General features: G+C 60.7%; 13 protein-coding genes. All 13 read left to right on the plus strand.

Annotated features, from left to right (window positions below):
- Positions 1-27 precede the first annotated feature (27 nt).
- The gene (locus C7A17_RS20350; RefSeq protein ID WP_106739788.1) at positions 28-960 is read left to right on the plus strand and encodes a chemotaxis protein CheV; all 933 of its coding nucleotides are present in this window, start codon (positions 28-30) and stop codon (positions 958-960) included.
- Positions 961-1,004: 44 nt separating this feature from the next.
- A complete protein-coding gene (gene cheR, locus C7A17_RS20355; protein WP_199796348.1) occupies positions 1,005-1,832 on the plus strand; it encodes a protein-glutamate O-methyltransferase CheR in 828 nt (275 codons plus the stop codon).
- 364 nt (positions 1,833-2,196) lie between these two features.
- Positions 2,197-2,604 (plus strand): flagellar basal body rod protein FlgB, encoded by a 408-nt coding sequence (flgB, locus tag C7A17_RS20360; protein WP_106739794.1) that lies wholly within the window; start codon positions 2,197-2,199, stop codon positions 2,602-2,604.
- An 11-nt stretch (positions 2,605-2,615) separates the two neighbouring features.
- Positions 2,616-3,059 carry a flagellar basal body rod protein FlgC gene (flgC, locus tag C7A17_RS20365; protein WP_013714948.1) on the plus strand — a complete coding sequence of 148 codons (444 nt, stop codon included), beginning with the start codon at positions 2,616-2,618 and terminating at the stop codon, positions 3,057-3,059.
- A 22-nt stretch (positions 3,060-3,081) separates the two neighbouring features.
- Positions 3,082-3,747, plus strand: coding sequence for a flagellar hook assembly protein FlgD (gene flgD / locus C7A17_RS20370; RefSeq protein WP_106739796.1), 666 nt, complete (start codon positions 3,082-3,084; stop codon positions 3,745-3,747).
- 36 nt (positions 3,748-3,783) lie between these two features.
- The gene (flgE, locus tag C7A17_RS20375) at positions 3,784-5,154 is read left to right on the plus strand and encodes a flagellar hook protein FlgE (protein WP_106739799.1); all 1,371 of its coding nucleotides are present in this window, start codon (positions 3,784-3,786) and stop codon (positions 5,152-5,154) included.
- 212 nt (positions 5,155-5,366) lie between these two features.
- Positions 5,367-6,107: a flagellar basal body rod protein FlgF gene (locus C7A17_RS20380; protein WP_106739801.1), complete on the plus strand. Its 741-nt coding sequence runs from the start codon at positions 5,367-5,369 to the stop codon at positions 6,105-6,107.
- Between the two features lie 46 nt (positions 6,108-6,153).
- A complete protein-coding gene (flgG, locus tag C7A17_RS20385) occupies positions 6,154-6,939 on the plus strand; it encodes a flagellar basal-body rod protein FlgG (protein ID WP_106739803.1) in 786 nt (261 codons plus the stop codon).
- Between the two features lie 38 nt (positions 6,940-6,977).
- Positions 6,978-7,700, plus strand: a complete 723-nt coding sequence (flgH, locus tag C7A17_RS20390; RefSeq protein ID WP_106739806.1) for a flagellar basal body L-ring protein FlgH — start codon at positions 6,978-6,980, stop codon at positions 7,698-7,700.
- A gap of 256 nt (positions 7,701-7,956) precedes the next feature.
- On the plus strand, positions 7,957-9,036 hold the full coding sequence (locus C7A17_RS20395) for a flagellar basal body P-ring protein FlgI (RefSeq protein WP_037002928.1): 1,080 nt from the start codon (positions 7,957-7,959) through the stop codon (positions 9,034-9,036).
- Positions 9,037-9,050: 14 nt separating this feature from the next.
- A complete protein-coding gene (gene flgJ, locus C7A17_RS20400; protein WP_106739808.1) occupies positions 9,051-10,235 on the plus strand; it encodes a flagellar assembly peptidoglycan hydrolase FlgJ in 1,185 nt (394 codons plus the stop codon).
- 9 nt (positions 10,236-10,244) lie between these two features.
- Positions 10,245-12,290, plus strand: a complete 2,046-nt coding sequence (gene flgK / locus C7A17_RS20405) for a flagellar hook-associated protein FlgK (RefSeq protein WP_106739810.1) — start codon at positions 10,245-10,247, stop codon at positions 12,288-12,290.
- 68 nt (positions 12,291-12,358) lie between these two features.
- Positions 12,359-14,047, plus strand: a complete 1,689-nt coding sequence (locus C7A17_RS20410; RefSeq protein WP_106739813.1) for a flagellar hook-associated protein 3 — start codon at positions 12,359-12,361, stop codon at positions 14,045-14,047.
- Positions 14,048-14,121: the final 74 nt, after the last annotated feature.

The following is a 14,121-nucleotide window of genomic DNA, read 5'->3' on the forward strand; positions in this document are numbered from 1 at the left end:
CGTTACTCGACAAGAAGGAGTCCGGGCATGGCCGGGTTGATGGATTCGGTTAACCAGCGCACTCAGCTGGTAGGGCAGAACCGTTTGGAGTTGTTGTTGTTCCGCCTGGAAGGCCCACAGCTTTATGGCATCAACGTATTCAAGGTGAAGGAGGTGCTGCAGTGCCCCAACCTCACCATCATGCCCAAATCCAGCCGGGTTGTGCGGGGCGTGGCCAATATTCGTGGTGGCACGATCCCGATTCTCGACCTGTCCATCGCCACGGGGCGGGCACCGCTGGAAGATCTGAAAACCAGTTTCGTGATCATCACCGAGTACAACACCAAGGTTCAGGGCTTTTTGGTGCGCTCGGTGGAGCGCATCGTCAACATGAACTGGGAGGAGATCCATCCGCCACCCAAGGGCACCGGGCGCGATCATTACCTGACCGCGGTCACGCGGCTCGACCAACAACTGGTCGAGATCATCGACGTGGAGAAGATTCTTGCAGAGGTGGCGCCCACCTCCGAAGTGATCTCCGCAGGCGTCATCGATGATCAGGTGCAGAGTCAGGCGGTGACCAAGCATGTGCTGATCGTCGATGACTCCTCGGTGGCGCGCAAACAGGTGTCGCGCTGCCTGCAGACTGTCGGTGTCGAGGTGACCGCCTTGAACGACGGGCGTGAGGCGCTCACTTTCCTCAAGAAAATGGCGGACGAGGGGCGCTATCCTGACAAGGAACTGCTGATGCTGATTTCCGACATCGAGATGCCGGAAATGGACGGCTATACCCTGACTACGGAGATTCGTAGCGATCCACGCATGCAGAAGCTACATATCCTCCTGCATACTTCGCTTTCCGGTGTGTTCAACCAGGCGATGGTGAAGAAGGTCGGCGCTGACGACTTTCTCGCCAAGTTCAAGCCAGATGACTTGGCAGCGCGTGTGGTCGATCGCATTCGTGTTTCGGATGGGGGCTGAAGGGGCGACCTTCGGCGAACGTTATGGTTGGTGAGGCGGCACTAGTGTCTTCAGGTAATTTGGATTTCGAGCAGTTCCGGACTTTCCTGGAAAAGGCCTGCGGTATTCTGCTTGGTAGCAACAAGCAGTACCTGGTCTCCAGCCGTCTGAACAAGCTGATGGAACAGAACGGCATCAAGACCCTGGGCGAGCTGGTGCAGCGTATGCAAACCCAGCCGCGCGGAGGGCTGCGCGAGCAGGTGGTCGATGCCATGACTACCAACGAGACGCTTTGGTTTCGCGACACCTACCCCTTCGAGGTGCTCAAGAGCCGTGTATTGCCGGAGCTGATCAAGGCCTATCCGGCCCAGCGCCTGCGCATCTGGTCGGCGGCCTGCTCGTCCGGCCAGGAGCCTTATTCCTTGTCGATGTCCATCGATGAGTTCGAGCGCACGAACCTTGGCCAGTTGAAGGCCGGTGTGCAGATCGTTGCCACCGACCTTTCGCCGTCGATGCTGAGCAACTGCAAATCCGGTGAATACGACAGCCTGGCCATGGGGCGGGGGCTCTCGCAGGAGCGCCTGCAGCGTTATTTCGATCCGAAAGGGCCAGGGCGCTGGCAGGTCAAGGCGCCGATCAAGAGTCGTGTGGAGTTTCGCCCGCTCAACCTGCTTGACAGTTACGCGGCACTGGGCAAGTTCGACATCGTGTTCTGCCGCAACGTACTGATCTATTTCTCGGCAGAAGTGAAGAAGGACATCCTCACGCGCATTCATGCCACCCTCAAGCCGGGCGGCTATCTGTTCCTCGGGGCCTCCGAGGCGCTCAATGGCCTGCCGGAGAAGTACCAGATGGTGCAGTGCAGCCCGGGGATCATCTACAAGGCCAAATAGACGCAACGCATGTTTGGTATCAGCAACGGGAGGCCTTTGGCCTCCCGTTTGCGTTTCCAGAGCTGGAGATGACGGTTCGGTTACACGTGACCGGTTGGGTAGGGCGCGCTGTGCACACCTGCGACCTGACGGGGCTGAAGAGCCGGTGCGCATGGCGCACCCTACGGTTCGGCAGGGCGGCAATCTGCCCGGCAGGCTTTGCCGCTTGATTGCCAACAGGCGGAAAGCCATTGCCGCTTTGCCGCTTTTTCTCGTATTGAATGCTATTAAGGTATTGATTTTATTGAGATAAATAAATTGGCACAGCCTTTGCTGAATAGCTTGCAACAGTGACCACATGGCCTCAGCGGCAAAGGTTCGGAACATGAGCATCAACTTCGGCAGAGCACTCGGCATCCATGAGCAGGCACTCGGCTTTCGCGCCCAGCGTGCCGAGGTGTTGGCCAACAACATCGCCAACGCCGATACCCCGAACTACAAGGCCCGCGACCTGGATTTCGCCAGCGTACTGGCCGAGCAGAGCAACCGCATGCAGCGTGGTGGTGTTTCTCTCAACCGTACCGACAGCCGCCACATTCCGGCCGATGGCGTGAAGACGGGTGACGCCGAGCTGCCTTACCGCACGCCATTCCATGCGTCGCTGGATCAGAACAGCGTGGATCTGCAGATCGAGCAATCGAACTACGCGGAGAATGCCGTGCAGTTCCAGGCCAGTTTCACTTTCCTCAATAGCAAATTCAAAGGGCTGACCAGCGCCCTGCGCGGCGAATAAGGAGCGCGACCATGTCCCTTGCCAGTGTCTTCAACATCGCCGGAACCGGCATGAGCGCCCAGAGCACTCGCCTGAACACCATTTCCAGCAACATCGCCAACGCCGAGACCGTGTCTTCGAGCCTGGATCAGACCTACCGCGCCCGTCATCCGGTGTTCGCCACCGTATTCCAGCAGGCGCAAGGCGGCGACCGTGGTTCGCTGTTCGCCGAACAGGATGAAGCGGGGCGTGGTGTGCAGGTGCTCGGTGTGATCGAGGATCAGAGCAGCCTGATGCCGCGCTACGAGCCGGATCATCCGATGGCTAACGCCGATGGCTACGTCTACTACCCGAACGTCAACGTGGTCGAGGAGATGGCCGACATGATTTCCGCCAGTCGCGCCTTCCAGACCAACGTGGAAATGATGAATACCGCCAAACAGATGCTGCAGCGCGTGCTGACCCTGGGTCAGTAAGACGAGACGAGGAAATCAGGGTATGAGCACCGTAAACGGCACCAGCTCAGTACTGGATCAGTACCAGATCAAACCGGACGCACCGAAGAGCAACGACCTCGGCAAGAACGAGTTCCTCAACTTGCTGGTGGCCCAACTCAACAACCAGAACCCGCTGGAGCCGCAGGGCAACGGTGAGTTCATCGCCCAGTTGGCGCAATTCAGCCAGGTGGAGGGGATCGAGAAGCTCAACACCAGCATGGGCTCGATGCTTTCCAGCTTTCAGTCTTCGCAGGCACTGCAGGCTTCTTCTCTGGTCGGCCGCAAGGTCATCGTGCCGAGCGAGAAGGCGGTGGTCGACACTAGCGAGAGCTTCAAGGCCAGCACTCTGCTGCCCGTCAGCAGCAGCAACGTGTACGTCAACGTCTATGACAATTCGGGCGCGTTGGTTACCCGCGTCAACCTGGGCGAGCAGGCTGCCGGCAATGTCAGCTTCATCTGGGATGGCAAGGATTCCGACGGCAATGTGGTGCCGCCGGGCACCTACAAGTTCGAGGCGCAGGCCACCTACGGCAGTGAAACCAAGGGGCTGTACACCTTGCTGCCGGCTAACGTCGACAGCGTCACCTTGGGCGGCAGCGAGCTGATGCTCAACCTTGCCGGTCTGGGCAGCGTTCCGCTTTCTCAAGTGCAGGTCATCGGCCAGTAACTATTGCCGCCGGCAGTCCCGGCAAAGGAGTCTTCCATGTCGTTCAATATTGGTCTCAGTGGCCTGCGTGCCGCGACCAGCGACCTCAATGTCACCGGCAACAACATCGCCAACGCCGGTACTGCGGGTTTCAAGCAGTCGCGTGCCGAGTTCGCCGATGTCTATGCCGCTTCCGTTCTGGGTACCGGCAAGAACGCGCAAGGCAGCGGTGTGCTGCTGGCTGATGTGTCGCAGTTGTTCAACCAGGGCAACGTCAACTACACGAACAACGCACTGGATCTTGCCATCAATGGCAATGGTTTCTTCATGACCAGCAACAATGGTGAGATTGGCTATACCCGCGCCGGTTACTTCGGTACGGATCGTGATGGCTATGTCGTCAACAACTTCGGCTATCGCCTGCAGGGCTATACGGCCGATGACAGCGGCAACATCCTGCCGGTGCAGTCCGACCTGCGCATCAGTGCCGGTCAGCAGGAGCCCAAGGCGACCACCAGCGTTACCCAGCGCCTCAACCTGAACTCCAATGCCGTGCGGCCTGCCAATGCCGGCACCATGGCAGCACCGACATTCGATCCGAGCGATTCGAAGTCCTTCAACTGGTCCACCTCGACCAACATCTATGACTCGCAGGGCAACGCCCACGTGATGAGCCAGTACTTCGTCAAGAACGAGGCGCCGGCCAACAATGGCTGGGTCATGCATGTGCTGATCGATGGGGTCAACCCGCGTGACCCGACCAGCACTCAGCCGTTCAGCTATGCAGTCAACTACGATGCGGCCGGCCAACTGGCCAATCCAGCGCTGACCCCATTGGCCAGCACTCCGCCGGATCCGGCCCTGGATGCACCGGCCATTCCTGCCGGCACACCTAATGGCATCTTCAGCCTGGCGGCGGCCGACTGGGTGCCAGCCGAGAAGGATCCGGTCAACCCGGGAACCATGGTGCCCAACGGCGCCGACAGCGAGGCCTTCACCTTCGACATGCGCGGCTCTACCCAGTACGCGGCATCTTTCGGGGTCAACGCCGTTAGCCAGGATGGCTACACCACGGGCCAGTTGGCTGGTATCGAGATCGATGATACCGGGGTGATCTTCGCCCGTTACACCAACGGCCAGTCCAAGGTTCAAGGGCAGGTGTTGCTGGCGAACTTCGCCAACGTCCAGGGGCTGACTCCGACAGGCAAGACGGCCTGGGCGCAGTCGTTCGAATCCGGTGAACCGGTGATTGGCACGCCGCGCAGCAGCACCTTGGGTGCTTTGCAGGCGGGGGCGCTGGAGGATTCCAACGTCGAGTTGTCGGATCAACTGGTGAACCTGATCGTGGCTCAGCGCAACTACCAGGCCAACGCCAAGACCATCGAAACCGAAAGCGCCATTACCCAGACCATCATCAACCTGCGTTGATGAATTCGGGCTGAGGCAAAGCGGCAAGCCTGGCTTGCCGCTTTGCCGTTCCAGGGCCGGCAAAACCTCGCCGCCGGCTTTTCTGAACACTTCTCTATCTTCAGTTAATCTCTTTAAAATCAATGTCTTGAGTTTATTTTTCGGGTCTGGCACGACGCTTGCTGTAGTCAATGCAAAGAGCCAAGGGCACGTCGCCCACTCGGAGAATTACCATGGACAAGATGCTGTATGTCTCCATGACCGGAGCGCAGAACAACACACTGGCTCTGCGCGCCCACGCCAACAACCTGGCGAACGTTTCCACCTCGGGTTTCCGCCGTGACTTCGAGCAGGCGCGCTCCATGCCGCTGTTCGGTGAAACCTATCCCGCTCGCGTATTCGCCATGAGCGAACGTCCTGCCACTGATTTTCGTCCCGGTTCGCTGCAGGAAACCGGACGCGACCTGGACGTTGCCGTGGGCGGCAAGGGCTGGGTCGCCGTGCAGGCGCCGGATGGCAGCGAGGCCTACGTGCGCACCGCCAGCCTGAACATCGATGCTCTGGGAATACTGCGCACCGGCAATGGTTTGCCGGTGATGGGCAACGCCGGGCCGATTGCTGTGCCGCCGGAGCAGAAAGTAGAGATCGGCCAGGACGGCACCATCAGTATTCGTGCCCTTGGCGAAAACCCCAACGTGCTGGCCGAGGTGGACCGTATCAAGCTGGTCAATCCGGATCCGAAAAGCATGGAGAAGGGCACCGATGGCCTGATTCGTGTCAAGGGCCAGCCCCCGGTAGAGGCCGACGCCACGGTTCAGCTTACCTCTGGCTTTCTCGAGGCAAGCAACGTCAATGCCGTCGAGGAGATGACCGCGATTCTTTCCCTGTCCCGTCAGTTCGAGCTGTCGGTGAAGATGATGCGCACCGCCGAAGACAATTCGTCGGCCATGGCGCGGGTTTTGCAGATTAGCTAATTACCAGCACGCGGCGCCGTAAAACCGGCGTCCGAGGAGAAACGATATGCTTCCGGCACTGTGGGTCAGCAAGACCGGTTTGTCCGCTCAGGACATGAACCTGACCACCATTTCCAACAACCTGGCCAACGTCGCGACCACCGGTTTCAAACGCGACCGTGCTGAGTTCGAGGATCTGCTGTACCAGATCCGCCGTCAGCCTGGTGGCCAGTCGAGCCAGGACAGCCAGTTGCCGTCCGGCCTGCAGCTCGGTACCGGTGTGCGTGTGGTCGGGACGCAGAAGATCTTCACTGCTGGCAGCCTGCAAACCACCGAGCAGCCGCTGGATCTGGCCGTCAACGGCCGTGGTTTCTTCCAGATCCTGCAGCCTGATGGCACCGTTTCCTATACCCGTGATGGCAGCTTCCACCTCAATTCCGACGGGCAGATCGTCACCTCCCAGGGCTTTGCCCTGGAACCGGCCATCGTCCTGCCGGCCGAGGTGCGCACCTTCACTGTTGGGGAAGACGGCACCGTCTCGGTGACCACCGCCGGCAATGCGCAGCCGCAGATCATCGGCAACATTCAATTGGCCGACTTCGTCAACGCGGCGGGTCTCGAAGCCATCGGTAACAACCTGTTCCTGGAAACCGGCGCCAGTGGTGCGCCGCAAGTCGGCAACCCGGGCCTCAACGGTCTGGGTACCACACTGCAGAACACCCTGGAGAACTCCAACGTCAGCGTGGTGGAGGAGTTGGTGAACATGATCACCACCCAGCGCGCTTATGAGATGAACTCCAAGGTGATTTCCACCGCTGATCAGATGCTGTCCTTCGTGACGCAGAATCTCTGATTTTTTGACACTGTTGTGAACGCCGCGAGGTAGTGGTTATGAACCGGCAAATGCTCTGTTTCCCCCTGTTGGCTGGCCTGCTGCTGGGCAGCGGCTGCGTGGCGCCAACAGCCAAGCCGGATGATCCCTATTACGCGCCGGTGTTGCCACGTACGCCGTTGCCGGCTGCGCAGAACAACGGCTCGATCTATCAGGCCGGTTTCGAAAATGGCCTGTATGACGACCGCAAGGCATTTCGCGTGGGTGACATCATCACCATCACCCTGAATGAGCGTACCCAGGCCAGCAAGAACGCCAACAGTGCGCTGAAGAAAGACAGTAGCGGAACCCTGGGGGTGCCCAACCTGTTCGGCATGACTGTCGCCCCGGATAACCCGTTGCGCAGCCTCAGCGCTCTGGGCATGACCAACAACAATCTGAGTCTGGATGCGAGCTGGGATTCCCAGCGTGCCAACACGGGATCCGGTCAGGCGGGGCAGAGTAACAGTTTGTCTGGCTCGGTCACCGTGACCGTCGCTGAAGTGCTGCCCAACGGCATTCTGGCGGTGCGTGGCGAGAAGTGGATGACCCTCAACACCGGCGATGAACTGATGCGTATTTCCGGTCTGGTTCGTGCTGACGATATCTCTACCGACAACACCGTGTCTTCCACTCGGGTTGCCGATGCGCGCATCACCTATTCCGGGACTGGTGCCTTCGCCGACGCCAGCCAACCCGGTTGGATGAGCCGTTTCTTCATGAGCCCGCTGTGGCCGTTCTGATCGCGGGGAACTGTAGATGAAAACCTGGCTGACCCATTCTCCGTCCTTGCTGCTCGAGCACTTGTCCACCTGGTACGCGCGTGTGACGAGCAGCGGTTCGGCGCGCAAGGCCTTCGCTGTGACCTCGGCTACCAAGCGAGGCACGCGTGTTCATGGCAGTGAGTCGGCACAGGCTGGTGCATGCCGTCGGCAGTTCGCGGTCGCTCACCGTGGCTATCGCCGCCGTGGCGCCAACGACTGGCTGCTGCTGGCGACCATGCTCGCATGCATGTTGCTGAGTCTGCCGACTCAGGCCGAACGCCTGAAGGATCTGGCCTCGATCCAGGGTGTACGCAGCAACCAGTTGATCGGTTATGGCCTGGTGGTCGGCCTCAACGGCAGTGGCGACCAGACCACCCAGACGCCGTTCACCGTACAGACCTTCAACAACATGCTGGCGCAGTTCGGCATCAAGGTGCCGCCAGGCGGCAACGTGCAGCTCAAGAACGTCGCTGCGGTGTCGGTGCATGCCGACCTGCCGGCGTTCGCCAAGCCGGGGCAGACCATCGACATCACCATCTCTTCCATTGGTAACGCCAAGAGCCTGCGCGGTGGCAGCTTGTTAATGACGCCGCTCAAGGGCATCGACGGCAATGTCTACGCCATCGCCCAGGGCAACCTTGTGGTCGGTGGCTTCGATGCCAGTGGTGCCGATGGTTCGCGGATCACCGTCAACGTGCCGTCTGCCGGTCGTATTCCCGGTGGTGCCACCGTGGAGCGTCCGGTGCCGAGCGGTTTCGATCAGGGCAACTACCTGACCCTGAATCTCAATCGCCCCGATTTCACTACGGCGAAGAACATCGTCGACCAGATCAATGACCTGCTCGGCCCAGGCGTGGCCCAGGCCATCGATGGCGGTTCGATTCGGGTCAGCGCGCCGCTCGATCCCAATCAGCGCGTCGACTACCTGTCGATTCTGGAGAATCTGCAGGTCGAGGCCGGCAAGGCGGTGGCCAAGGTCATCATCAACTCGCGTACCGGCACCATCGTCATCGGCCAGGACGTCAAGGTACAGCCAGCGGCCGTGACCCATGGCAGCCTGACCGTGACCATCACCGAAGACCCCATCGTCAGTCAGCCTGAAGCGCTCTCCGGTGGTCAGACCGCAGTGGTGCCGCGTTCTCGCGTGGGCGCCGAGGAAGAGGCCAAGCCGATGTTCAAGTTCGGCCCTGGCACCAGCCTCGACGAGATCGTGCGCGCGGTTAACCAGGTAGGCGCGGCGCCTTCCGACCTGATGGCCATCCTGGAGGCGCTCAAGCAAGCCGGCGCCCTTCAGGCCGACCTGATCGTGATCTGAGGAGGATCGCCGATATGGATTCTCGACTCTCAGCCGGTCTGCTCGGCAACGGCAAGAGCCCGGTCGACAGCGGTGCGTTTACCGACCTGAACCGTCTCAACCAGTTCAAGGTGGGCGGCGACACCGAGCAGAACATCCGCAAGGTCGCTCAGGAGTTCGAGTCGCTGTTCATGAACGAAATGCTCAAGGCCATGCGTTCGGCCAACGCCGCGTTCGGTGAGGGCAACTTCATGAACAGCAACGAGAGCAAGACCTACCAGGACATGCATGACCAGCAGTTGGCTGTGACGTTGTCCAAGGAAGGTCGTGGCATTGGCCTGGCTGACGTGCTGGTGCGGCAGATGTCGAAGATCAAGCAGGCATCCAGCCGGCCCAACCCGTTCGCGCAGATCGAGCAGCCAGCTGCGGCGCAGAGTGAAGCGAATGCTGACAAAGCCGCCAGCAGCGAAGGTTTCCGTGACGATGTCGCGTTGCTCAACCGTCGCCGCCTGGCTGTGCCGGGCAAGCTGGCGGATCGTCTGTTGGCTGGCATAGTGCCTTCGGCCGCAGAGGGCGATGGCAAGACCCTGACCGGCAGCGACTGGATTCCAGCGCAGGCGACTCCTGCTCCGCAGGGCAAGAGCCTGAGCCTGGGCAACAGTGATGCCCTGACTGGGCGGCGTATCGCTCAGCCTCCGCTGGCACCGGGCAAGGCGGCGTTCAGCTCGCCGCAGGAGTTCGTTGCCACCATGCTGCCGATGGCCGAAGCAGCGGCTGAGAAAATCGGTGTCGACCCGCGCTATCTGGTGGCGCAGGCCGCTCTGGAAACGGGGTGGGGCAAGTCGATCATCCGTACCGGTGATGGCGACAGCAGCCACAACCTGTTCGGCATCAAGGCTCATGGTGGTTGGGAAGGCGACTCGGCACGAGTTCTCACCACCGAATACAAGGGTGGCAAGGCCGTCAAGGAAGCCGCCAGTTTCCGTACCTACGAATCCTATGCCCACAGCTTCGATGATTACGTGAGCTTCCTGCAGGGCAACGGTCGTTACGAAAAGGCGCTGAACGCCACCGAGAACCCGGAGCGTTTCGTCAAGGAGCTGCAGCAGGCCGGTTACGCGACCGACCCGAACTACGCGCGCAAGATTTCGCAGATCGCTCGCAAGATGCAGACCTATCAGGCCGTGGCTGCTGCCGACAGCAGCACTACAAGGATTTGAGGCTGAACCATGGCTGATCTATTGAACATAGGCCTCTCGGGCCTGTCGGCGAACAAGACCTCCCTGGCGGTAACGGGTCACAACATCGTCAACGTCAACACGCCCGGGTTCTCTCGCCAGGAGACGATCCAGGCCACGCGCACACCGCAGTTCAGCGGAGCAGGTTATATCGGTTCGGGTACGACCCTGACCGACGTTCGGCGTATCTACAACGAGTTCCTCAATACCCAGGTACGTAGCAGCACGGCGCTGAACAGCGACACCAAGGCGTACCTGAGCCAGATCAACCAGCTCGACTCCCTGCTTGCTGGTAGTAACACCGGCATCACCCCGGGGTTGCAGAAGCTGTTCTCGGCCCTGCAGACCGCGGCCGAAGACCCGGCCAACGTACCGGCGCGGCAGTTGGCGCTGTCGGAAGCGGAGGGGCTGGCCAAGCGTTTCAATACCGTCTATGACCGCCTGAACGAGCAGAACGCATTCATCAACAAGCAGCTGTCGGCGGTTACCGATCAGGTCAATCAGCTGGCCACCGCTATCGCCGGTTACAACGATGCGATCGCTGTGGCCGCTTCCAATGGGCAGGCGCCGAACGATCTGCTCGATGCGCGCGAAGAGGCAGTGCGCAAGCTTTCCGAGTTCGTCGGTGTGACCGTGGTGCCGCAGGATGACAGCAGCTACAACCTGTTCATCGGTTCCGGCCAGCCACTGGTCGTCGGCAAGCAGGCTGCGCGGCTCGAAGTGGTGCCGGGGCAGGCCGATCCGCTGCGTCACGAGGTACAGTTCGTCAGCGGCAATTCGCGGCAGAACGTCACCTCGCTGATCACCGGCGGAGAGATGGGCGGCCTGCTGCGCTACCGCGAGGACGTGCTGGATACTTCGCTCAATGCCGTGGGACGCCTGGCACTGTCGGTCGCCGACCAAATCAACCGGCAACTGGGGCAGGGGCTGGATCTCAATGGCCAGTTCGGCAACGAGCTGTTCCGTTCGATCAATGATCCTGCGCTGCTCAGTCAGCGCAGCCTGGCGCGAGTCGGCAACAGCGACCCGAACGCCAACCTCAACGTCACGCTCACCGATACCTCACGCTTGACCACCAGCGACTATGAGGTGCAGTTCACCAGTGCCACTGAGTACGTGATTCGGCGGACGTCCGATGGCACGCTGTTTCCGCCGACCCCGGCGACTTTCGACATCACTACGGTGCCTGCGCCTGAAGTGGACGGCTTTTCCCTCGGCGTGGCCGGTGGCACCTTCGCGGCAGGTGATCGCTTCCTGGTGATGCCGACCCGTAACGCCGGTCGTGATGTCCGTGCGGACATGAAGAACCCCGAGGAGCTGGCCTTCGCTGCGCCGCTCAAGGCCGAAACCAGCCCGGCCAACATAGGCACCGGCAAGATCACCCAGCCGAAGCTGCTGACCGAAATCAACATCTATGATCCGGCCGCACAGGCTGATCTGGAGACCAGCCTGCGTAACGCTCCGCCGCTGCGCATCGTGATGGGCGCCGGCGGCGGTGCGACGCAGAGCTATGACGTGGTCGACATCAACGGCAATGTGATCGACACCGGCAGTATCGTTCCGGGGCAGGACAACGCGCTGACCATCAGCGTGCCTGCCAACCCGCCCGCGGTTCCCGCTGCGTTCGACTACCAGGTGACCATCAGCGGTCGACCGTCGGCCGGCGACAACTTCTCGGTGTCGTTCAATACCAATGGCGTGTCGGATAACCGTAATGCGCTGAATCTGGTCAACCTGCAGAACAAAGCCGTGATCGGGATCAACCCGGCGGCGCCCGATACCACGGGTTCGAGCTTTTCCGACTCATACGGCGATCTGGTGGAACGGGTCGGTACGCTCACCAGCCAGGCGCGTGTAGATGGCGAGGCGACCGGCGCGATTCTCAAGCAGGCCACCGATAACCGTGACTCGGTTTCGGGGGTCAACCTCGATGAAGAAGCGGCCAAACTGATCCAGTTCGAGCAGTACTACCAGGCATCCGCGCAGATCATTCAAGTTGCGCGTAACCTGTTCGATACTCTGATCAATACATTCTGATAGTCGCTTTCCCGAGTTCGGGAAGGCGCGGCCTGTACAGATGACAGGCGTTGCAAGAGGCAAGCCCCATGGTCATGCGCATCTCATCCATTCAGGCGTTCAATAACGGCGTTTCCGGCTTGGGGCGCAATTATTCGAATCTGATTCGCACCCAGGAGCAAATCAGCAGCGGCAACCGTATCCTCACCCCGGCGGATGATCCGGTGGCTTCGGTGCGCCTGCTGCAGCTCGAGCAACAACAGGCGGTGCTCAAGCAGTACAGCGACAACCTGACTGCTGCGAAGAACAGTCTGACTCAGGAAGAGACCACGCTTAACTCGGTCAATACCGTGCTGCAGCGTGTGCGCGAGCTGGCAGTACGCGCCGGCGGTGGTGCTCTGTCTGCCGAAGACCGCAACTCGATCGCCAAGGAACTTTCTGAGCGCGAGGCCGAGCTGCTCAACCTGATGAACAGCCGCAACGCCCGTGGAGAGTATCTGTTCTCTGGTTTCCTGGGCAAGAATGAGCCGTTCGTGCGGAACCCGGACGGTACCTACTCGTACTTCGGTGACGAAGGGCAGCGGACGCTGCAGGTGGCCAGCTCGACCAATGTGGCGATCAACGACAACGGCAAGCGCCTGTTCGAGGATGTCACCAACGCCAATCGTGTGGCTAACGGCAATGGAGTCAATAACCCGGCACTACCATCGCCGCCCTTGCCAGCGACCACTATTCCCGCAGTGCCCACCGCTGATCAGCGGGTCTTCATCTCGCCCGGCCTGGTCGAGGATAACCGCGCGTTCAACGCTGATTTCCGTAATGGCGAGCCCTATTCGCTGGCCTTCGTCAGTGGTACCGAGTTCCGTATCTACGACGCCAGCGGTGCTGATGTCACCTCCGAAATCCCGGGGGGCGGCAAGATCGATCCGCTGGTCAATGGCGGCAATGTCATCAACTTCCGAGGCATGCGTTTTCAGCTCGACGTGGTGTTGAAAGAGGGCGACAACGCGCTGGATCTGGACAACCTGCTGGCCGATATCCAGCCTCCGGCCACTGCAGGCTCACCCGGCATCGGTACGCATAGCTTCACCCTGCAGTCCGCGCCGACCGAGTTCGCGGTGACCCGTGCCTCCACCAACGGCTCGGCCGCCGTGGTGGCTGGGGGCAACATCGTCAATCAGGCCGTCTTCGATAGCCAGTTTCCTACCTCTGGCGTGGTGCTGCGTTTCACAGATGACACCAACTACGAGGTCTATGCCCAGCCGGTTGGCCCCAATAGCCCCGTGCTGACCACCGGAACCGTTACCGCGCCTTATCCTGCCACCTTCACCGTGTATGGCGCGGAGTTCACGATGTCCGGGCCGGCTGCCGCGGCAGGGGGCGACGAATTCGGTGTGCAGCCGCAGTTCCAGGAACAACGCAGCATCCTCAACACCATCTCCCGTCTGCGCCAGGCACTGGAGTCCTCGCCTACTTCGCCGGCCGGCAACCTGGCCATTCGCGATGAAGTCGCCATCGCCCTGAAGAACCTCGACAACGGCATGGGCAACGTGCTGGAAGTGCAGACCGAGATCGGCGCGCGCCTCAACATGATCGACACCACCAGCGTCGACAATGAAGACGTGACCCTGGTGAACAAGTCCGTGCAGGCCGAACTGCGCGAACTCGACTATGCCGAGGCATTGTCGCGCCTGTCGTTCCAGACCATCATTCTCGAGGCGGCGCAGCAGAGCTACGTGAAGATCGCCGGGCTGAACCTGTTCAACCAGTTGCGTTAGCTAGCCGCTTTCTCCTCAAGGCTGTTACGCTCGCGCCCCTTGGGGCGCGAGCGTGCGGAAGTTCGTCGCTCGTT

The sequence above is a fragment of the Pseudomonas mendocina genome, from assembly GCF_003008615.1.
GTDB classification, from domain to species: Bacteria; Pseudomonadota; Gammaproteobacteria; order Pseudomonadales; family Pseudomonadaceae; genus Aquipseudomonas; species Aquipseudomonas mendocina_C.